Annotated in this window: 20 protein-coding genes; 6 read left to right on the forward strand and 14 right to left on the reverse strand. The window is 59.8% G+C overall.

The annotated features are described in order from the left end of the window. Nucleotides 1-215: 215 nt before the first annotated feature. Nucleotides 216-632: a small heat shock chaperone IbpA gene (gene ibpA, locus ACNY69_RS17790; protein WP_009088277.1), complete on the forward strand. Its 417-nt coding sequence runs from the start codon at nucleotides 216-218 to the stop codon at nucleotides 630-632. Nucleotides 633-752: 120 nt separating this feature from the next. On the opposite strand, the gene ACNY69_RS17795 is transcribed toward ibpA, so the two are convergent. Genes ACNY69_RS17795 through ACNY69_RS17820 form a run of 6 tightly spaced genes read right to left on the reverse strand, consistent with a single transcriptional unit; the run spans nucleotide 753 to nucleotide 6,472 of the window. Then, the gene (locus tag ACNY69_RS17795; RefSeq protein ID WP_111141051.1) at nucleotides 753-1,661 is read right to left on the reverse strand and encodes an EamA family transporter; all 909 of its coding nucleotides are present in this window, start codon (nucleotides 1,659-1,661) and stop codon (nucleotides 753-755) included. 21 nt (nucleotides 1,662-1,682) lie between these two features. Beyond that, nucleotides 1,683-2,183 carry a YbaK/EbsC family protein gene (locus tag ACNY69_RS17800; protein ID WP_418799392.1) on the reverse strand — a complete coding sequence of 167 codons (501 nt, stop codon included), beginning with the start codon at nucleotides 2,181-2,183 and terminating at the stop codon, nucleotides 1,683-1,685. A 29-nt stretch (nucleotides 2,184-2,212) separates the two neighbouring features. Next, nucleotides 2,213-3,013 carry a 2OG-Fe(II)-dependent halogenase WelO5 family protein gene (locus ACNY69_RS17805; RefSeq protein WP_418799394.1) on the reverse strand — a complete coding sequence of 267 codons (801 nt, stop codon included), beginning with the start codon at nucleotides 3,011-3,013 and terminating at the stop codon, nucleotides 2,213-2,215. 5 nt (nucleotides 3,014-3,018) lie between these two features. Beyond that, nucleotides 3,019-3,726 carry a class II glutamine amidotransferase gene (locus tag ACNY69_RS17810; RefSeq protein ID WP_418799396.1) on the reverse strand — a complete coding sequence of 236 codons (708 nt, stop codon included), beginning with the start codon at nucleotides 3,724-3,726 and terminating at the stop codon, nucleotides 3,019-3,021. Continuing rightward, nucleotides 3,714-4,988, reverse strand: a complete 1,275-nt coding sequence (locus ACNY69_RS17815; RefSeq protein WP_293773509.1) for an ATP-grasp domain-containing protein — start codon at nucleotides 4,986-4,988, stop codon at nucleotides 3,714-3,716. Before ACNY69_RS17815 ends, ACNY69_RS17810 begins: the two co-directional genes overlap by 13 nt. 17 nt (nucleotides 4,989-5,005) lie before the next feature. Further along, nucleotides 5,006-6,472 (reverse strand): hypothetical protein, encoded by a 1,467-nt coding sequence (locus ACNY69_RS17820; RefSeq protein ID WP_111141060.1) that lies wholly within the window; start codon nucleotides 6,470-6,472, stop codon nucleotides 5,006-5,008. A gap of 157 nt (nucleotides 6,473-6,629) precedes the next feature. On the opposite strand from ACNY69_RS17820, the gene ACNY69_RS17825 reads away from it, so the two are divergent. After that, nucleotides 6,630-8,081, forward strand: a complete 1,452-nt coding sequence (locus ACNY69_RS17825) for an aminotransferase-like domain-containing protein (protein ID WP_418799398.1) — start codon at nucleotides 6,630-6,632, stop codon at nucleotides 8,079-8,081. Here ACNY69_RS17825 and ACNY69_RS17830 read toward each other — a convergent pair. The 8 genes from ACNY69_RS17830 to ACNY69_RS17865 all read right to left on the reverse strand — a co-directional run bounded on the left by ACNY69_RS17830 (nucleotide 8,078) and on the right by ACNY69_RS17865 (nucleotide 16,404). Then, nucleotides 8,078-9,328, reverse strand: coding sequence for a valine--pyruvate transaminase (locus ACNY69_RS17830; RefSeq protein ID WP_111141062.1), 1,251 nt, complete (start codon nucleotides 9,326-9,328; stop codon nucleotides 8,078-8,080). The genes ACNY69_RS17825 and ACNY69_RS17830 overlap by 4 nt on opposite strands. Before the next feature lie 81 nt (nucleotides 9,329-9,409). Further along, nucleotides 9,410-10,384: a glyoxylate/hydroxypyruvate reductase GhrB gene (gene ghrB, locus ACNY69_RS17835; protein WP_367395948.1), complete on the reverse strand. Its 975-nt coding sequence runs from the start codon at nucleotides 10,382-10,384 to the stop codon at nucleotides 9,410-9,412. A 115-nt stretch (nucleotides 10,385-10,499) separates the two neighbouring features. Beyond that, nucleotides 10,500-11,780: an MFS transporter gene (locus tag ACNY69_RS17840; RefSeq protein ID WP_111141066.1), complete on the reverse strand. Its 1,281-nt coding sequence runs from the start codon at nucleotides 11,778-11,780 to the stop codon at nucleotides 10,500-10,502. A 33-nt stretch (nucleotides 11,781-11,813) separates the two neighbouring features. Beyond that, the gene (locus ACNY69_RS17845) at nucleotides 11,814-12,779 is read right to left on the reverse strand and encodes a sugar kinase (RefSeq protein ID WP_293773516.1); all 966 of its coding nucleotides are present in this window, start codon (nucleotides 12,777-12,779) and stop codon (nucleotides 11,814-11,816) included. A 9-nt stretch (nucleotides 12,780-12,788) separates the two neighbouring features. Continuing rightward, nucleotides 12,789-13,538, reverse strand: coding sequence for a sugar phosphate isomerase/epimerase family protein (locus ACNY69_RS17850; protein WP_111141070.1), 750 nt, complete (start codon nucleotides 13,536-13,538; stop codon nucleotides 12,789-12,791). Between the two features lie 139 nt (nucleotides 13,539-13,677). After that, on the reverse strand, nucleotides 13,678-14,703 hold the full coding sequence (locus ACNY69_RS17855; RefSeq protein WP_418799402.1) for a LacI family DNA-binding transcriptional regulator: 1,026 nt from the start codon (nucleotides 14,701-14,703) through the stop codon (nucleotides 13,678-13,680). A gap of 361 nt (nucleotides 14,704-15,064) precedes the next feature. Next, the gene (locus ACNY69_RS17860) at nucleotides 15,065-15,727 is read right to left on the reverse strand and encodes an OmpA family lipoprotein (protein ID WP_111141074.1); all 663 of its coding nucleotides are present in this window, start codon (nucleotides 15,725-15,727) and stop codon (nucleotides 15,065-15,067) included. 110 nt (nucleotides 15,728-15,837) lie between these two features. Next, complete coding sequence (locus ACNY69_RS17865; protein WP_367395945.1) at nucleotides 15,838-16,404, reverse strand: DNA-3-methyladenine glycosylase I; 567 nt, start codon at nucleotides 16,402-16,404, stop codon at nucleotides 15,838-15,840. 153 nt (nucleotides 16,405-16,557) lie between these two features. On the opposite strand from ACNY69_RS17865, the gene ACNY69_RS17870 reads away from it, so the two are divergent. From ACNY69_RS17870 to dnaC, 4 genes are all read left to right on the forward strand, one after another. Further along, the gene (locus ACNY69_RS17870; RefSeq protein WP_293773527.1) at nucleotides 16,558-17,244 is read left to right on the forward strand and encodes an autotransporter domain-containing protein; all 687 of its coding nucleotides are present in this window, start codon (nucleotides 16,558-16,560) and stop codon (nucleotides 17,242-17,244) included. A gap of 75 nt (nucleotides 17,245-17,319) precedes the next feature. Continuing rightward, nucleotides 17,320-18,000 carry a hypothetical protein gene (locus tag ACNY69_RS17875; RefSeq protein WP_293773530.1) on the forward strand — a complete coding sequence of 227 codons (681 nt, stop codon included), beginning with the start codon at nucleotides 17,320-17,322 and terminating at the stop codon, nucleotides 17,998-18,000. 107 nt (nucleotides 18,001-18,107) lie between these two features. Beyond that, nucleotides 18,108-18,644, forward strand: coding sequence for a primosomal protein DnaT (gene dnaT / locus ACNY69_RS17880; RefSeq protein ID WP_111141082.1), 537 nt, complete (start codon nucleotides 18,108-18,110; stop codon nucleotides 18,642-18,644). Beyond that, a complete protein-coding gene (gene dnaC / locus ACNY69_RS17885) occupies nucleotides 18,644-19,384 on the forward strand; it encodes a DNA replication protein DnaC (RefSeq protein ID WP_111141084.1) in 741 nt (246 codons plus the stop codon). Before dnaT ends, dnaC begins: the two co-directional genes overlap by 1 nt. Nucleotides 19,385-19,574 lie beyond the last annotated feature (190 nt).

Consider the following 19,574-nt stretch of genomic DNA (forward strand, 5'->3'; position numbering starts at 1 on the left):
GTCCGTTCGGGTCTGGCAAAAGTAATCCTGAGTGTATGTCATTTCCTCAGATTGGCGAAAAAAATTGCGTTTTGCCCTCTTGAAAATCCCCTTCTGATACCCATTTTTAGTGTACGGACGCACTCATCGTTGCCGTAAGGGAGGATGAGGTGCCGTATCCAGCCTGTCCAATAGTGGAAGGTTGCCAAAACTTGCTGAATTTCAGGAGTCTTAATATGCGTAATTTTGATCTCACCCCACTTTATCGCTCTGCTATCGGTTTTGATCGCCTGTTTAACCTGCTCGAATCTAACCAGAATCAGAGCAACGGCGGCTATCCTCCTTATAACGTAGAACTGGTCGATGAAAACCACTATCGCATCACGATTGCGGTGGCCGGTTTTTCTCAGAGCGAACTGGATATCACGGCGCACGATAACGTGCTGACGGTGCGGGGTGCTCATCCTGAAGAGCAGGCCGAGCGCAAATACCTGTATCAGGGCATTGCCGAACGCAACTTCGAGCGCAAATTCCAGCTCGCCGACCACATCGTGGTCCGCGACGCCCGTCTCGAAAATGGTCTGCTGAGCATCGACCTTGAACGTCTGGTGCCGGAAGAGGCGAAACCACGCCGTATTGAGATTCTGAAGTAATCGTGTGAGTCAGAGAGCACGATGAAAAACGCCGCGTTAGCGGCGTTTTTTTTATGTCAGCGGGCGCGGGGCCTGTACGCCATGCCCCAGAGGGTTGACGCCGCGGCGATAGTTAACTGACTACTGCGTTCGCATCGCCAGACGCTGCCCCAGCACGCCACCAAATACGTTGATCAGCAGCCCCAGAATAATCACCAGCGCCCCCAGCATCTGCTGCCCGGAGAGGTGCTCATCCAGCACCAGCGCCGCGGTAACGATCCCCACCACCGGCACCAGTAGCGACAGCGGCGCAACGCGCCAGGTTTCGTAGCGACTCAGTAGGTTTCCCCAGATGGCGTAGCCCACCACGGTCGCAATAAACGCCAGATAGCAGAGCGCCAGCACGGTCTGCAGGTCGATATGCAGCAGGCTATCCACGATCGCGGCCTGACCATCAAACAGCAGCGAGCAGGCAAAGAAAGGCAGGATCGGCACCAGCGCGCTCCAGACCACCAGCGACATGATCGGCACGCTGCGGTTCCGCATAATGATCTTATTGGTGATGTTGCCCAGCCCCCAGGAGAGCGCCGCCGACAGCGTCAGCATCATCGTGGTCAGCGTAATCCCGGCGCTGACCCGCCCGGCCATGCCTGACGTTGCCAGCATAAACATCCCCAGCGTGGCGATGATAATGCCGGTGATGTGATTCCAGCGCAGTTTCTCCGCCAGCAGCAGCGCCCCCAGCAGCAGCGTAAAAAAGGCCTGCGCCTGCAGCACCAGCGAGGCCAGCCCGGCGGGCATGCCGAGCTGAATCGCCAGAAACAGAAAGGCAAACTGACCAAAACTGATGGTCATCCCGTAAACCACCAGCCAGCGCAGCGGGATCGGCGGACGGCGCACAAAGAAAATGGCGGGAAACGCGACCAGAGTGAAACGCAATCCGGCCAGCAGGAAAGGTGGCATGCCCTGCAGCCCCAGCTTGATCACCACAAAATTCACGCCCCACGCCACCACCACGCACAGCGCTAACAACATATCTTTAACCGACATCAGAAACTCCTTGTTCCGCCCTCAGGCAGTAATCGCGATCGGGGTGGCGATATCAGCGCAGCACGCCTCCCCCACGATGCGAAAATAGTCATCCACCGCCAGCGCGATCGATCTCTCCAGCTCGCCCGCGTTAAACCACAGCGTGCCGGCCTGCTGCAGCCGCGTATCCACCCGCAGCGCCAGCCGGTCATCAAAACTAAAGGGCGGCACCGCCCCCATCACACAGCCGGTCAGCACCTGCGCCTCTGCCGGATCGGCAAAAGAGGATTTTTTACCGCCGATGGCGCGCGCCGCGCTTTTAAAATTGATCCGGCAGTCGCCCGGCACAATCGCCAGCAACGGACGCGATGGCGCACCGTCGGGCATCACGACCTCCAGCACCATCGCCTTGGCCGCCTGGCTTAGCGCATTGCCGCGTATCGCGCTGATCTGGTCGGTCTGCCCGACCGCCGCATGTTCTACCACCCGGTAGCTGGCCTGATGCTGATCCAGCAGCGCAGTAATTTTTTCAAACGTCGTCATTCCCTTCTCCTCTTCTGGCACAGCCCGGCTTAGCTCCAGGCGATAGCGTGTTTCATCTTTTTGTCGGTCAGCCCGAAAAAGAACCCCATCGTGATGCGGGTGTCCCCGTCGACCCGATCGATCTCATGATAAAAAGCGGGATTAAACAGATAAATATCGCCATTGCGCGGCGAAAATTCGCAAATTTCGCTGTTTTCGATCACCCCGCGGCGATACCCCAGCTCACCGGCCGTCTTGAACTGCTCATCCTCCGGCGCCCACTTTTTGTTGAAGATGCGCAGCGCTCCGCCCGCACTGCATTCCTGCAGGCAGACCACGCAGCTGAGCTGATGCAGGATGTTCGTCACCGCCAGCGAGGTGGCGGCCGCATCGCGCACGATATTGTCGTTATGCAGCGGGTTCGCGACGCCATCGGCGTGAAAACGGACGATAGAACCGGCGTAGTCCCCTTTCCCCGGCTCATGGGCGACGCGCAGGCTTTCCAGCCGCAGCGCATGCTCAACCCAGCGGTAGATTTGCTCACGCAGCGTCTCCAGCGAGGCGGGCAGTGACGGCCGGATATCGCGCAGTTCGGTAAAGTAGTTATCGGGGGCGGCGGTGTGGCGTGCCAGAAAGGGGCCAAGCGTGGTCAGCGCGCCGTTGGGATAGTGGGAAACCCGGATCTTCTCCCGGCACTGCTGCAGGTCAGCCACCACCGCCTCACGCACCGCAGGGGTCAGAAAATTGCGCAGCACCAGCAGCGGCACCCTGGCGGTCACGATGTCATCCAGCCAGGTTGATTCCACAAACATGTTGGGATTAATCACGCGGAACTGATTGAAAATTGCCATCTTTATCACTCCCTAAACGGTATCTCATAGAGTTCATGATTGTTCATTCGCCGCCAGTTACCGACGCTGCCAGGTATCACTACGGGTTCAGAGGCGATCAGCGTGCAATCCTCCTGCTGCTGAAAGTGCATCGTAAAATAGTCGGGCCAGGGCGTGTCGTGCGGATACCACTGCCACGCCCAGGCTTTGTCGCGGGTAACGAAAATGGCATTGCCCGCGCTGCCGCCCGGCTCAACCTGCGCCATCTTTGCGCGCAGATAGTCGCGGGTGAAATCGGCGGGCGTGATCGCGTCCACCAGATAATGCAGATACTCTTCCGAATCGAAGCGCGACGCCGCCAGGCCGAGGTGGCGATAGATCGTCGGCAGAAAACCGTTATGCATCATGTACCACTGATGTCCGCCGCTGTTGCGCCACAGCGGATGAGAAAACGCCATTCCCTGATTTTTACTCAGCGTGGCGTGGCGGACATGCACCGCCAGAAACCGGCTGCGCAGGCGATCCACATCAATCCCCGGCAGCGCGTCGGCGAACGGGCCGGTGCCGTGCAGGGTGCGGATCTCCCCCGCGTCGAGCCACAGGCAGCCCCAGCCGTTGGGGTGCGACTTTATCGGGCCATCGTGATCGGCACTTTCGCCACAGCTCATGGCGCGCGCCGCCTCCAGAATCTGCGCGCTGTCGAACCGGCCGTGCGCCATAATCATCCTGCACATACTTTGTCTCTCCCTGCGCTGACGGGCTGAGCGTCAACGATCTGCTGAAACGTGGTCATAATGGGTTCCCGCGAGGTTGCGGAGAGGCTGAACGTTGCCAGAATGCCCGCATGGCGGGTCAGATCGGCATAGAGCGATGAACGGGGCGAAACCTGCAACGCAGGCAATCTGAGGACGGGCAGCAGCGCGCCCTGCTGATGGTCGTCGATCCAGCGTTCGGCCGCCTGCAGCTGCGCCGGTTGCCGTAACCGCAGCTGACCGACCGCGCCGGAGCCGGCAAACGCAAAGCGGGGCAACGTGCCGCCCGCCTCCAGCCGGAAAGCGATCTCCGCCCAGTTGACGCCCGTCACCGCCTGCACCAGCGCGGCCACCCCCATGCCAGAGAGCCGGAACCCCATCTCCAGAAAATGGGGTACGCCGTTGACCACGATAAAATCGATGTGAAACGCGCCCTGACGGTAGCCAAAGGTTTCACAGCAGAAGCGCATCAGGCTGATGAACGACGCAGGCAGGGCCGTGGCCGCCATCGCCACATGCCCCGACTCACAGAAGCTGACGCAGCCCTCCACATCCCGCGGCTGCTCAATCACTTTCTGACAGCAGGTCAGCGCCTGAGGCGCGCCCTGATGCACCACGCCCTGCAGCGAAAACTCCGTGCCCGTCAGCGCGCTCTCCACGATAAAGCCGCTGAAGCCGCGCCCGCCGTAGTTCATGGTCTGCACCAGCTTCTGCACTACGCTGTGCAGCTGGCCCGCGTGCTCGATCAGCCAGATGCCCAGCCCGCCGCCGCCATCCACCGGTTTCACCACGCAGGGATAGATCAGCGCCTGCCCGGCCTCCAGAATGCTGAGCGGCGAGGCGAAAAAGCGGAACTCCGGCTGCGGAAAGCGCGGCCAGGCTTTTTTCAGCGCCATGCGCTGCGCATACTTATCCAGCGGGATAAAGGCGGCGGGCGCGTCCGGCCCGGCCAGCATCTCACGCAGCCGTCCGGCACTGGTGTTATAGGCTTCAAAGCCCGCCAGCACCACCGTCGGATGCACCAGTAAACCGGCGTGCAGACAGGCCTGCATCACCTCCCACGGGTTTTCAGGGCGGTCGAGGCGAATGATCAGATCAAACGGCAGCGCCAGGCTAATCGACTGGTAATCAATAAAGTCGCCCATCTCCGCCAGCACGGTAACGTACCCGTCGCGCTTCGCCACCGCACACCAGGGGTTAAGTCCGTCGCGGGTGGCGCCAATTTGCAGGAAAATCTTCTTCATCGCCTTGCCTTACCGGGTTAACGCCCGGAAATGATTTCCGTCACGATGTCGTTCAGCACACCGTTACTGACCTGAATCACCGCCTTGTGGGGATCAAAGCGCAGGACGCGCGACAGCGGATCGTCACTTTTTCCCTCCAGCAGCGAGTTGACCGGCCTGCTCTGCCAGCAGTGCCGCATCTGCGTCAGCGTCATGCCGGAGCGCTGCATCAGCTGCCGGGCCAGCGCCAGATCGTCGCTGCGCTGATCGAGCAGGTCGCGGATAGCCGCCTCATCGAGCGGAATCTGCTGCTGCGCCAGCCACTGACCGAGCTGCGCGCCCTGTCCCAGGAAGGGGGAGTAGATCAGGCAGATCAGCTGTTCGTCGCGCAGATCAAACGCCTCCCGCGCAAACGCGCTAGCGCGCTGCCGCTGCCGCTGGATGGCGGCCTCATCCTGATAGCGCGCCGCCATCTCGTCGATGAGCACGGGTGGAAACTCTTTCTTCACCATCAGCGCCAGCGCAAAACGCACATATTCCCGGATCCCTTCACCATAGCTGCGCTGCAGCAGCGTTTCGGCCCGCAGACCGCGCAGGTGCGCCATCAGCGTCGGATTACCGCAGTCGGATTCAGAAAAACTGAACATCAGCGCATCAAACCGGAAGCCCATAAAATCGCTGAGCAGCGCCCAGTGCGCGCCCGCCTCATAGGCGGTGTCCTGATAGATATTGAAAAACAGCGGATCGCGCGCCAGCTGATGGGTGATGCGGTGCGCAGGCGTCAGCTGATCGGCACCATACACCTCGCTGAAGTAGCGGCCGGCCACGCCGTCCAGCGTCTGCAGAAACCCGCTGAAGCCCCGGCTTTTGTCCGCCACCGGCGCATCAAACAGGCGTGAAAGATGGCGCGCCCAGGCCAGATAGGCGGCCTGCTCCTGCGGCGAGTCACCGGTGATAATCAGATCCACGCCGCCGTTGTAGTCCGCCGCCAGGCCAAAGGAGTTCACCATGCTGAGGTTGCAGGCGTTGCAGAAGGTCGAGCGGGCATCGGCACGAAACCGGTGGCCATTCATCAGCACATCGTTGCGATTCTGCTGCCGCACGCTCTCCGGCATCGGCAGGTCCCGGCTGAAAGGCCGGATCAGCAGGCCATCCACCACCAGACACTCCACCCGCTCATCGTCGTGCATGGCCAGCGCCTGATAAACGCGGTCGATATTCTCCATCACGCTCTGATTCATCCCCGCATGGCGGTTGGTGCTGACCCGCAGCGAGAAGGTGCGGCCCTGCTGCTGCCAGATCAGCCCCTGGATGTAACGCACCCAGGCCACCATATAGCTGCTGTCTTTTCCCCCGCCATAGGCGAGTAGCACCCGGTTCTCCTCAGGCTGCCGCGTCCGGGGTAACACCGCCAGCAGACGGGCCGCACAACGCTGCGCCGACGCAATAATGGCGGGTGACAGATACGTCTCAATCTCTTTCATCATGGCGGGCAGATTATTCATTTCTCACATTTCCTTCAGGTGAACGGCACCACGCGGTGGCCTGAACCCGGCACCGCCGGGCTGTTTAGCGTCATGAATAATTAAGAGATGCAGCCTAAAGTACTTTGAATGTACTCTGTTGAATATGCACAGATCAGCGCGATATGGGGTGGAACAGATGGCCGATATTGTCGGTGAGCAGGAGAGTCAGCGCAGTCGTTACCGCCAGATAGCCGAACAGATCAAGCAGGCCATTCATGCCGGTTCGCTGGCGCCCGACAGTCGTCTGCCGTCGGTGCGCACGCTGGCGACCCAGTACAATGTCAGCCTGACCACGGCGCTGAAAACCCTGCGCACGCTGGAGGATGAACGCTACGCCGTCGCCCGTCCCAAATCGGGTTTTTTCGTTGCGCCGGAGCGGCCCCTGGCGCGCCAGCTGCCCGCCGTCAGCGAACAGCCGCGCGCCATCGCCCCGCTGGATGAGCAGACCGAACTGCACCTGGCGATGCTCGGCTCAGACTGCCGGGTGCGGCTCGATCTGGCTAACGGCGACAGCGCGCTCTATCCGGTCAGGCGCCTCGGCCTGCTGATGCGTCAGATGGGCTACAGCAAACCGGCCCTGCTCGGCAATACGGTCAAGGGCACCGGCTATGCGCCGCTGAAAATGGAAATCGCCCGCCGCGCGGTCGATTACGGCTGCAATATCAGCGCCGATGATATCCTGATCACCAACGGCTGCATCGAGGCGATCTCGCTGTCGCTGCGGGCCACCACCCAGCCGGGAGATGTGGTGGCGGTGGAGTCGCCCTGCTATTTCGTGCTGCTGCAGATGCTGCATAACCTCAATCTGCGGGTGATCGAGGTGGAAGCCGGCCCGGAGGGATATATCAATGTCGCGAAGCTGACCGGGCTGTTTCAGCGCCGGGCGGTGCGGGTCTTTCTTACCCTCTGTAACGTCAACAACCCGCTGGGCAAGAGCATTCCCAACGAGCAGAAAGCCTATATTGCCCGCCAGGCCGATGAAAACGATGTGGTGATCATTGAGGATGATATCTTCGGCGATACCGCCTTTGGCGAGCGGCGTCCCTTTCCGATGCGCGCCTTCAGCCCCAACGCCATTCTCTGCAGCGGCTTCTCGAAAACCGTGGCGCCCGGCATCCGTATCGGCTGGGTTCACAGCGTCAACTACATGCGTAAAATCGCCTCGCTGAAATATACCTCGACCATGGGCACCTCGGTGCTGTCGCAGGCGGCGGTGGCGGAGCTGCTGCGCAGCGGCGGCTATGACGCTCACCTGCGCAAGCTGCGGCGCGAGCTGGCGCGGCAGATCCATGAAATGCGCCAGTCGGTGCTGCGGGAGTTTCCGGCGGGAACCCGGGTGTCCGATCCGGAAGGGGGATACGTGCTGTGGGTGGAGATGCCCCGACAGGCGCTGAACGTCCGCGAGCTGTTTCTGAAAGCGCGCAACGCGGGGATCGGCATTGCGCCGGGACACATTTTCGCCACCGACCCGCGTTACGATCACTGCTTCCGGCTCAATGCCGGGTTCGGCTGGAACCGGGAGGTGGAACAGGCGATTCAGCAGCTGGCACAGTGGTGCCAGCTGTCGTTAAGCACGCCGCTGGATTAGCTGTCGCGCCAGGCGATTTCGACCTCTTCCGCCAGAATCTGCACCGCCCGCTCAATGTTCTCCGCGTCCGGCACATAATTCATCCGCATACACTGATGGGTGTGCGGCCACGCCTGCTCCAGGCCGGGGAAGAAGAAGTGGCCCGGCACCATCAGCACGCCACGCGCCTTAAGGCGCTGATAAAGCAGTTCTGTCGTGATCGGCAGATCGCGGAACCAGAGCCAGAGGAAAATCGCCCCTTCCGGCTTGTGGATCAGGCAGCGATCTTCCGGCAGATAGCGTCGCAGGATTGCAAGGGTCTGCTGCACCTTCTGCTGATAAAACGGCTTAATCACCTCTTCAGAGAGACGCAGCAGATCGCCGCGACCGATCATCTCGTGGGCGATAGCCGGGCCGATACTGCCTGGCGCCAGGCTGATGATGCCGTTCATGTTACTCAGCGCCGAGATGGTCTTCTCGTCAGCGATAATGATACCGCAGCGCGCGCCCGGCAGGCCGAGTTTTGACAGGCTCATGCAGAGGATGATATTGGGATTCCACAGCGGACGGACCTCGCTGAAGATAATGCCGGGGAACGGCACGCCGTAGGCGTTGTCGATCAGCAGCGGCACATCATGCTGCTGCGCCAGCGCATCGAGCTGCATCAGCTCATCGTCAGTGATGACGTTGCCGGTGGGGTTCGTGGGACGCGAGACGCAGATCAGCCCGACCTCATCGTTCATCGGCAGATGTTCGAAATCGACATGATATTTAAACTGCCCTTCCGGCAGCAGCTCAATGTTCGGCTTCGCCGAGACAAACAGCCCCTCTTCCAGACCGGCATCCGCATAGCCCAGATATTCCGGCGCCAGCGGGAACAGCACCCGCTTTTTGCTGCCATCGGCCCGGCGACCGGCAAACAGATTAAACAGATAGAAGAAGGCGCTCTGGCTGCCGTTGGTCAGGGCGATGTTCTGCGCAGTGATCGGCCAGCCAAGCTGCTCGCTCAGCAGTGCTGCCAGCGACGCCAGCAGCGTCGCCTTACCACGCGGGCCGTCATAGTTACAGAGCGCCTCGCTGAGTTTGCCTTCCTCATGCATCTGCAGCAGCAGCTGCTGAAAGTAGTCGTTCATGGCCGGGATCTGCGCCGGATTACCGCCGCCCAGCATGATAGTGCCAGGCGTACGCAGGCCCGCGCCCATATCTTCCATCAGACGTGAGATGCCGGAATGTTGAGTAAATTTGTCGCCGAACTGAGAAAAGGACATAGCGGTTAAATATTTGTGATAGCGAATCGGGGGTCCACCATAACGCCCGCCATCGGCGGGCGCAATGGAAAGGCGTGAGGATTACTTCAGCGCCTGCGGGTTAACGCAGTTTTTATCGACGCTTCCGCCGAGCGCAGCGATGAGGTTTTCCACCGCATCCTGCATCATGCCGTAACGGGTTTCATGCGTGGCAGAACCGATGTGCGGCAGGGTGACCACGTTGGGCAGCGACAGCAGCGGAGAGTCGGCAGCGACCGGCTCCTGCTCAAACACATCCAGTCCGGCGGCGTGCAGCTTGCCCGCCTGCAGCGCGGCGATCAGCGCCTGTTCATCCACCACCGGCCCGCGACCGGCGTTAATCAGCACCGCATCCGGCTTCATCAGCGCCAGTTCAGCGGCACCGATCAGATGGTGCGTTTCGCGCGTCAGCGGCAGGCTGATGCAGACGAAATCACTCTCTTTCAGCAGCGTCTCCAGGTCACAGCGCCGTGCGCCAAAGCGCGTCTGCGCCTCTTCATGTTCACGGCGTGCGTTGTAGAGGATGTTCATGCCGAAGCCAAAGTGGGCGCGCTGCGCCAGCGCCATGCCGATACGGCCCATGCCGAGAATACCCAGGGTTTTATGATGCACGTCGATGCCGAACTGCGCCGGGCCGATGCTCTTCTGCCAGTGGCCCGCTTTGACCCAGGCATCCAGCTCCGGCACGCGGCGCGCCGTGCTCAGCACCAGCGCCATCATGGTATCCGCAACGGTTTCGGTCAGAACGGTCGGGGTGTGCATCAGCACCACGTTACGCTGGTTGAGCGCCTCGACGTCAAAATTGTCATAGCCTACCGAGACGCTGGAGCAGACGCGCAGATTCGGCATTTTTGCCAGCAGGTCCCCGTTCACTTTACCGCCCGATCCCAGCAGCCCCTCGGCCTGCCGGAACGCCTCAGCGTGTTGCTGCTGATTTTCTGGCGAGAGGTCACTGATTTCCGTCACGTCACACTGTTCAGCCAGGCGGGCATAGAGATCGTCAGGCAGTTTTTTGTAGAGAATTACAGCGGGTTTCATTCGGTCGCTCCCGATCAATAAGTAGCGGGCGGCCTGCAGGCCGCCCGGAGAAACAGAGACGCATTGTTGCGCCGGTGGGCTGACGCCGGGTCAGCCCCCTTCAGCGCTTACGCTTTCAGGCCGGTTTTGCACTCTGCAGCGGCGGCGCTGTGTTCTGCGCCGGTTTCACAATCAGCGTCAGCCACACCGCCACCAGCAGGGCTGATCCCATAAAGATGTAGGAGGCCGCCGGGCTGCCGGTAGCCCCATTAAGATAGCCGACAATCCACGAACCGATAAACGACCCCAGCGCACCCATGCTGTTGATCAGCGCCATCGCGCCACCGGAGACGTTGCGCGGCAGCATCTCAGGAATAATGGCGAAGAACGGGCCGTAAGGCGCATACATCGCGGCACCGGCGATCACTAACAGGGTGTAGGACATCCAGAAATTGTTCGACCCCACCAGCCAGGAGCCGAGGAACGCCAGCGCCCCGACCAGCAGCAGCGGCCAGACAAACAGCTTACGGTTCTGGGTTTTGTCTGACGCCCAGGAGACCACCACCATCGCGATAGTCGCGGCCAGATAAGGCACCGCAGAGAGCCAGCCCGCTTCCACCATACCCATCTGGGTCCCGTTACGCAGAATCGACGGCAGCCACAGTACGAAGCCATAGACGCCGATGCTCCAGGCAAAGTATTGCAGGCAGAGAATGATCACGTTGCGGTTGCGGAACGCTTCGCCGTAGTTGCGCACCGCTTTGATGTTCTCCTGCTCTTTCTGCAGTTCAGCCTGCAGCGCCGCTTTCTCGGCATCGCTCATCCAGCGTGCCTGCGAAGGTTTATCCTGCACCAGGAACCACCAGGCCACCGCCCAGATCACCGCCGGAATCCCTTCGATGATGAACATCTCGCGCCAGCCAAAAGATTCGATCAGATAGCCGGAAACCACAGACATCCACAGCACCGTCACCGGGTTCCCCAGGATCAGGAAGGTGTTGGCGCGGGAGCGTTCCGATTTGGTAAACCAGTTGCTGATGTAGATCAGCATCGCCGGCATTACGGCCGCTTCGACCACGCCCAGGATAAAGCGGATTGCCGCCAGCATCGGAATATTGCTGACCACCCCGGTCAGGGAGGCACAGCCGCCCCACAGGATCAGGCACCAGAAAATCAGTTTCTTCACGCTGCGGCGTTCGGCATAAATCGCCCCCGGGATCTGGAAGAAGAAGTACCCCAGGAAGAACAGCGCCCCCAGCAGCGAGGACATGCCTTTGGTGATGCCAAGATCATCATTAATCCCGGCAGCAGAAGCGAAGCTGAAGTTGGCCCGGTCGAGATAGGCCAGGCTGTAGGTGATAAACACGATGGGCATGATGAACCACCACCGTTTTGGCGCGATTGTCTGCTTTTTCATCGGGAACTCCTGTGTCTGTAGAGGGGGCGTTGACTACACATCGCCCAGTTGCTGACGCGTCGGCAGACCTTCGCTGTCACCAATAACCTGAATCGCCATCGAACCAATTTTGTTTCCGCGACGGATCGCCTGCGGCAGCGACTGACCTTCCAGCAGGGCGCTGATCACCCCTACCGCAAAGCCATCACCCGCCCCGACGGTATCCACCACGTTTTCAACCCTGACCGCCGCCACCTGGCCCTGTTCACCCTGAGCCGTTTTATACCAGGCACCGTCACACCCGGTTTTTATCACGACGGCTTTCACGCCCTTGTCGAGATAGAAATCCGCGATCGCCTCCGGCTGACGATAGCCGGTGAGGATCAGTCCCTCTTTTTCGCCTGGCAGCACCCAGTCGGCGTACTCTGCCAGCAGGTTGAGCTGCTTACGCATCTCCTCTTCGCTGCGCCACAGCACCGGCCGCAGGTTAGGATCAAACGAAATCGTTTTACCGCGCGACCGCATCTCTTTCGCAGTGTGTTTCAGCAGTTCCAGCGAGCTCTCTGACAGCGCCGCCGCGACACCGCTCAGGTGCAGATGACGCGCCGAGCCGAAATAGTCCGCGTCGAAATCGTCAACCGACAGATGGCTGGCCGCCGAACCTTTACGGAAATACTCCACCAGCGGGTCGGAACCATCATCGACTTTGGACTTCAGCTGAAAACCTGTGGGATAGCGCGAATCGACCGTCACCCGGGCGTGGTCGATCCCCTCTTTTTCCAGCTGCTGACAGATAAACCGGCCAAAGGCGTCATCGCCGATGCGGCTGACCCAGCCCACTTTCAGACCAAGACGGGCAAGGCCGGTTGCGACATTCAGCTCTGCGCCCGCGGCACGTTTCACAAAGGTCTCTGCTGCGGCCAGGTCGCCGGTTTCACGGGCGACGAACATCGCCATCGCCTCACCAATCGTGACAACATCAAGCGGACCGTTATGATGCATAGTGTGATGCGTCATCATCTTTACTCCTTACACGTTACGCAGCAGCGACACATAGTGGCGTGTCACCGCAGTCAGATCGTCGCCTTCGAGCGGAAATTCGATGCCGCGCGGCGCGGTAGCCGGTAGCTGTTGCAGCAGGGCGAGCCAGCAGTCGTCAGCATCATCCAGCGCAATCGCCCGGAAGCTCTCCTGATGCGGCACTGCGGCTTTGACATGCACATAGCCCACCTGCGCGGCCAGCAATGCTGCCGCCTGACCGGCATCCTCACCGGTCCAGCACCAGTTGCCCATATCAAAGGTCATGTTAATGGCCAGCCCGGCTTCCCTGACCGCCGTAAAAAACGCCACCGTCGGGGCCAGCCGGCCCTGTTCGGTCTGATCGTTTTCTATCGTCAGCTGAAACGGCAGCGAGGCCAGCAGCGCCTGCAGCGTGTCGCGTGGCAGCGCACCGGTAAAGTCGCCCAGCGCCAGCTTCAGTCGCTGCGCGTTTAACTGGCGCGCTTCTTCAACGTAGTGAGTTATGCGCGGATTGATTTCGCCGCCGTCACAAAACAGGGTATCGGGCACCGAATAGCTGGCGTGGAGCTGATGCTGCGCCACCGCCTGGGCCAGCGACGGCAGCGTCGCCAGTGCCGCGTCATCAAGCAACTCGCGGCGAATTTCGACGCCGTCAGCGCCCGCCTGCTGAATAATCGGCAGCAGCGCACGCTGACCGCCGAGCGCGGCGATTTGAGCATGGCCATAGGCGGCGGTCACCACGATGATGTCAGGTTTCATGTTCTACTCCATGGCAGATGGCTGCCCATAACGAATAGAAAAACCCTAAATGGAACCGGTTCCAAAGCAAAGGGGCAAACTGTGAAATTATGATCGTGCTCACGAAGCGAGCACGTAAAGGAAAGGTTAAATCTGAATTTCAGCCCAGAGGCTGGCTGGAGCCGCGAACGATCAGTTCGCCAGAGAAAACCTGTTCGGCAACCGGCAAATCGCTGCCCTCTATGCGCGCTATCAGCCGTTCCAGCGCACTGAAGCCAATCTGCCAGGTAGGCTGTTTCAGCGTGGTGATCCCGACACCCGCCAGTGCCGCCCACTCCAGTTCGTCGAACCCGAGGAGCCCGATATCGCGACCCCAGTGCAGATTGAGCCGTTGCAGCGATCGCGCTACCTGCAGCGTCAGTGCGCCGTTGGCGACCATCACCGCACAGCGTTTGCCGGCGTGACGCTGCCGGAATGTCAGCAGCGCCTGGTCCAGCGCGGCAGGCTGATGCAGCGGGACCTCCGCATTTTCATGCGCAACCTGTGGATGCGAGCCCAGCAGCTGACGAAAAGCCTGCAGGCGCTCGCGGCGGGTGTTGACGCTGCCCAGCGGCTCACTGAGAAACAGCAGCGCCTCGTAGCCATTCTCCACCAGATGGCGCGTGGCGGTTTCGGCGGCTTCGGCATTATTCAGGCCCACCACATCGCAGGGAAAATCGGGGATTTTGCGGTCAATCAGGACCATCGGCAGCAGCGACTGTTGCAGGTGATTGAGCACCTCTTCGCGCATGCCGACCGCGTTGACCACAATGCCCTCCACCTGATAGCTGCTCAGCAGTTGCAGATAGTGCTGTTCCAGATCCACTTCATTGTTGGTGTTACACATCAGCAGCGTGAAGCCCTGCTCGCGGCAGGCGGCTTCAATCCCGCTCATCACATCCACAGAATAGGGGTTGGTAATATCGGCAATAATCAGACCGATCAGCCGGGTACGACCGCGCTTCAGGCCGCGTGCCATCTGACTGGGGCGATAGCTGAGATCGGCAATAGCCTGCTCGATCCGCGTTTTTAAATCCGCAGAGAGCAGATGCAGTTCGCCATTCAGATAGCGCGAAACGCTGGTTTTTCCGGTTCGTGCCGCGCGAGCAACATCGCTGATGGTGGCGCGAGGCGGCCTGATTTTCATGAGATATCCTGCGAAATAAGAAACCAGGCAGAGACTAGCACAAGCCAGGCCCGGTGCAAAAAGTGCTGCGCCGGAAATTGCTGCCCGGCGTGTTTACTTTTTCGACGGCAGGCCGGTCATCAGCCGCCGCAGATTTTCCAGCACCTGTTCAGCCAGATGAAGAGGCAGGAGAGGATGGGGGATAGCCGTGCGTGGCTGGCTTTGATCGCGAAAGGGGAAGTGCAGAAAGGCGGTAAAAAGGGCTGTGTCGTTCAGAACGGTTTACGCTCAGGTTTCAGCTGGCCCTGTTTACAGAAACGAGACAGACGCTGAGAGTGAGTTTCGCAGAACAGCGAGCGCCCCCGGACGGGGGCGACCGCGATTAGCCCAGCGGGCTGAGGGTGATCTCAACGCGACGGTTTTGCGCTTTACCGGCTTCGGTGCTGTTGGTGGCAACCGGATTATCCGGGCCTGCACCCTGAGTGCGCAGGCGGTCGCTGGCAACGCCCTGCGTGATCAGTGAGCTGGCCACGCTTTCAGCACGCTGCTGTGACAGGCGCATGTTCAGTGCACGGCTGCCGGTGCTGTCGGTGTAACCCACGACGTTTACCGCGGTTTTCGGATACTCTTTCAGCACTAACGCCACACCGGTCAGCGTGTTCGCGCCAGCCGGTTTCAGGTTGCTGCTGCTGGAGTCGAACGTCACATTGTTTGGCATATTCAGGATGATGTTATCGCCGTTACGGGTCACGCTGACGCCGGTGCCACGCATCTTGTCGCGCAGTTTGGCTTCCTGCACATCCATGTAGTAACCGACGCCACCGCCCAGCGCGGCACCACTTGCGGCACCGATCAGAGCACCCTTACCGCGATCTTTTTTCGACGAAGAGAGCACGCCGACACCGGCACCCACTAACGCCCCCAGACCTGCGCCCACGCCTGACTTGCCCGCCTGAGATTCGCCGGTGTAGGGATTAGTAGTACAACCTGGCAGGGCCAGACTGCCGCTTAATAACAAGGTGATGGCGATTAATTTCTTCTGCATTTCTGTTCCCTTACATTCGAGAAACCGGGAAAAACCTTTCCCATAAGTGGCACGATTATGCCGCCTGTGACCAGGCAATGTAGTGCGGAAAAATCCTGATTTGTCAGGAATCAGCCTTTCTGGTTGTCAGGATGGCGGAAACAGTTGCTCTGATGATCGTTTATCAGCCCGCAGGCCTGCATAAAGGAGTAGCAAATTGTCGGGCCGATGAATTTAAAACCACGCTGCTTCAGCGCTTTCGAGAGCGCTATGGCCTGCTCTGAGGTCGCGGGCGCCTGGCGGTAATCGGGATGATGGTGAACGATTTGCACGTTATCGACAAATTGCCACACGAAGTGGCCGAAATCCTCGCCTTTGGCTTCCATCTCAAGAAAAGCCCGGGCGTTGGCAATAATGGCCGCAATTTTACCCGCATGGCGAATAATGCCGCTGTTATGCATCAGCGCGTCGATCGCTGCGGCATCCATCTGCGCAATGGCCGCGGGATCAAACTGATGAAACGCCATCCGGTAGTTTTCGCGCTTTTTCAGCACAGTAATCCAGGATAATCCCGCCTGCTGTCCCTCCAGACAGAGCATCTCAAACAGCGCATGTTTGTCTCTCTGTGCCACACCCCATTCCCTGTCGTGATAAGCCAGATAGAGGGGATCCTGCGTTACCCAACCACATCGTTGCATCGCTTTTTTCCTTTATGACGAGAATATTTTAGCGGTCCGCTTGATCTTAGAATTAATCGGTTGATAGTTAAACGAACACCGGGTAAATAACAGAGACAGCTCGGAATTTGATCAGAACGTTGGATAACCACTTCAGCTCTGCCTGGAGAAAAGATGTTGCCAGAAAGCGGTGGAAAAGGTCTGCGGACCTGCTGTGCTGTAGGGCTATTAATCTTATCGCAACCGACGTTTGCCCGCGGAGGCGCTCCCGCGCCTCAGCACCCCGATCTGCTGCCCGACTACGACACGATTCTGGCCGAAAAAATTGCCCTGACGCCCCTCGCCTTCAGCGATGACAGCCGCGCCCTGTTTGAGGCCGCCATCAACTCCCCCACGGCTTCACCGATCGCGTTGCACAGCGAAACCGGCAGCGCAGGCACCACACCGCTGGGAAAACGCTACCGGGCTGGCATTGATCTGCCCCTTTCCTCCTCCTTCACCACCGGGCCGGTGGCGCAGTATGCAGTTGACCCGCAGCAGACGAACTGCCTGCAATGCGACTACAGCGATCCGCAGAGCCGTGAGCAGAGCGCCAGCGTTGGCTGGCGCATCGATTCGCAGCAGGGATGGATAGCGCCCTGGGCGCAGGTAAGTTATCACTATTTTCTGGCCGATACGCCGCAGAGTGTCGGGCGCGACATCACCAGCGGCTCAGATCAGAGCAATGGCATCGACCTGAGTATCGGGGCGCAGCTGCCTCTGAATGATAATCTGGCGGCATTTGCCTCCTTTTCACAGAGCGAAGCACTGAATAACGAGGAGCAGCAACTCTACAGCTTTGGCTTCAGTGCCAGCTTCTGAGCGGGGCATAAAAAGAGAAAGGCGACCGGATGATTAAAATATAATGAGGCTGCTAATCATTATACCGGTAACATTATGCGCAACGATTTGACAATTATTGGCCGCGAAATTGTGGTCTTCCTGCTGGCCGCTCTGGTTCTCGCCCTGACTATCATTCCTGTCTACGTTGATGTCGCCTGGATGAACGATGCCCTGCACGAAACCTCTTTTACCGAAACCACGCAGGAACTGATGCTGGCGATCATCGCCGCGCTGTTTTTCATTGCGGCCCGCGGCCGCGCTGGCCAGCGTGGGGGGCTGACCTTAGTGGCTGGCTTTTACAGCTGCATGCTGATCCGCGAACTCGATTTCGTCTTTGACACTATTCAGCACGGCAGCTGGGTCTGGTTTGCGCTGGCCATGACGGCAGGTTCACTGGCCGTGGCGCTGCGCACGCCGAAACAGACCATAAAGGGGCTGGCGGCGCTGGTGCAGCATCGCAGCTGGCCGGTGATGGCCTCCGGCTTTCTGGTGGTCCTGGTCTTCTCACGGCTGTTTGGGATTCATGCGCTGTGGCAGCACCTGATGCCGGGCGATTACAACCGCGCAGTGAAAAACATGGCCGAAGAGGGCACCGAACTGCTGGGATACAGCCTCTGCTGGCTCGCTTCGGTTCGCTATTTATGGCAAACCCGTCCCGCCGCCACAGCCGTCAGCCTGCATGCCGCTGAATCCGCACCGGCCCGCCACGCTGCGCCTCCGGCCACCTCGCACTGATCACGGCCCTTTTTAAGCGATCCCCCTCGTTAAAAAAGGTACAATATCCCCTTCTGCGCTGGCGACCGTTTCCCGGCGCAAGGTGTTTGTTAACCTCAGGTCTTTTCATGTCAGCTAAAATCTTAACTTCAACGCTCATTGGCCTGGATGCCTTCCGACAGGATCCGCTGACTGCCCTCCAGCAGGCGGAAAAGGGCACGCTGGCGGTGTTAGATAACTACGCGCCGGTGATGTATGCCATCACCCCGGCGCGTCTGGCGGAGCTGCTGGCGCTGGAAGCCGCCGCCCGGCAGCCAAACGATGTGGCGCTGGATGACAGCCTGTATGACGATACGCCCGCCCCACTCCACACACCGGCCGGGAAGTTCGCCATGTATCCGGGCTGGCAGCCGGATGCCGACTTTACGCGTCAGGCCGCCATCTGGGGCGTGGCGCTGAGTGAACCGGTGACGCCCGCCGAGCTGGCGGCCTTTGTCGCCTACTGGCAGGCGGAAGGCCGGATGTTCCACCATGTGCAGTGGCAGCAGAAGCTGGCACGCAGCATCCAGATGAATCGCGTCGCCAGCGGCGGGCAGCCGAAGCGTGATATCACGCAGTTGCCCGATCCTGACCGTACTATTCCCGATGGTTTCCGAGGTGAATAATGAAAACGCCCGACGATCTCTTTAACCGTCTGAAAAAAATGATGCCCGCCGGTACCCGGCCGAAATTCGCCAATGGTGAAGAGCTGCTGGCGTGGAACCAGGAGCAGGGTCGCCTGCGTTCAGAGGCGATTGTGCGTGAGAACCGCGCAATGAAAATGCAGCGCGTGATGGGCCGTTCCGGCATTCGGGAACTGCATATCAACTGCTCCTTCGACAATTACCGGGTCGAAAACGAGGGACAGCGCAAAGCCCTGGAGCTGGCGCGTCAGTACGCCGCTGAATTTGATGGCAGCATCGCCAGCTTTGTCTTTTCAGGCCGCCCGGGTACGGGTAAAAACCATCTGGCCGCCGCGATCGGCAACGACCTGATCCTGCGCGGAAAAAGTGTGCTGATCGTGACGGTCGCCGACCTGATGTCGAGCATGAAGGGCACCTTCAGCGGCAGCAGCGGCATCACCGAAGAGCGTCTGATTCAGGATCTCAGCAGTGTTGATCTGCTGGTCATCGATGAGATTGGTATGCAGAGCGAATCGCGCTACGAGAAGGTGATTATCAACCAGATCGTCGACCGCCGCTCCTCGTCGAAACGGCCGACCGGTATGCTCTCCAACCTCGATCATGCGGGCATGAATGCCCTGCTGGGTGAACGCGTGATGGACCGTATGCGCCTGGGCAACAGCCTGTGGGTTCGCTTTGACTGGGAAAGCTATCGCAGTCGGGTGCGCGGCGACGAATATTAATCCCCGCCGGATAACGCGGCTGGCTTGCGGCGACCGCGTGCCGGATCTGCCGGAACCGCAGGCTGACCCGGCGATCCGATCGCGGTCAAGCTCCCGGCCAGGGGCGCTTCTGTTGTGTGAAACAGGCCGCAAAAGTGTGGGGTATAGAACGCGCAGGGGCTGATAAACTCAATGTTTACTCCTCTGTTGG

The organism is Pantoea graminicola (assembly GCF_048452665.1).
In the GTDB taxonomy this organism is placed as follows: domain Bacteria; phylum Pseudomonadota; class Gammaproteobacteria; order Enterobacterales; family Enterobacteriaceae; genus Pantoea.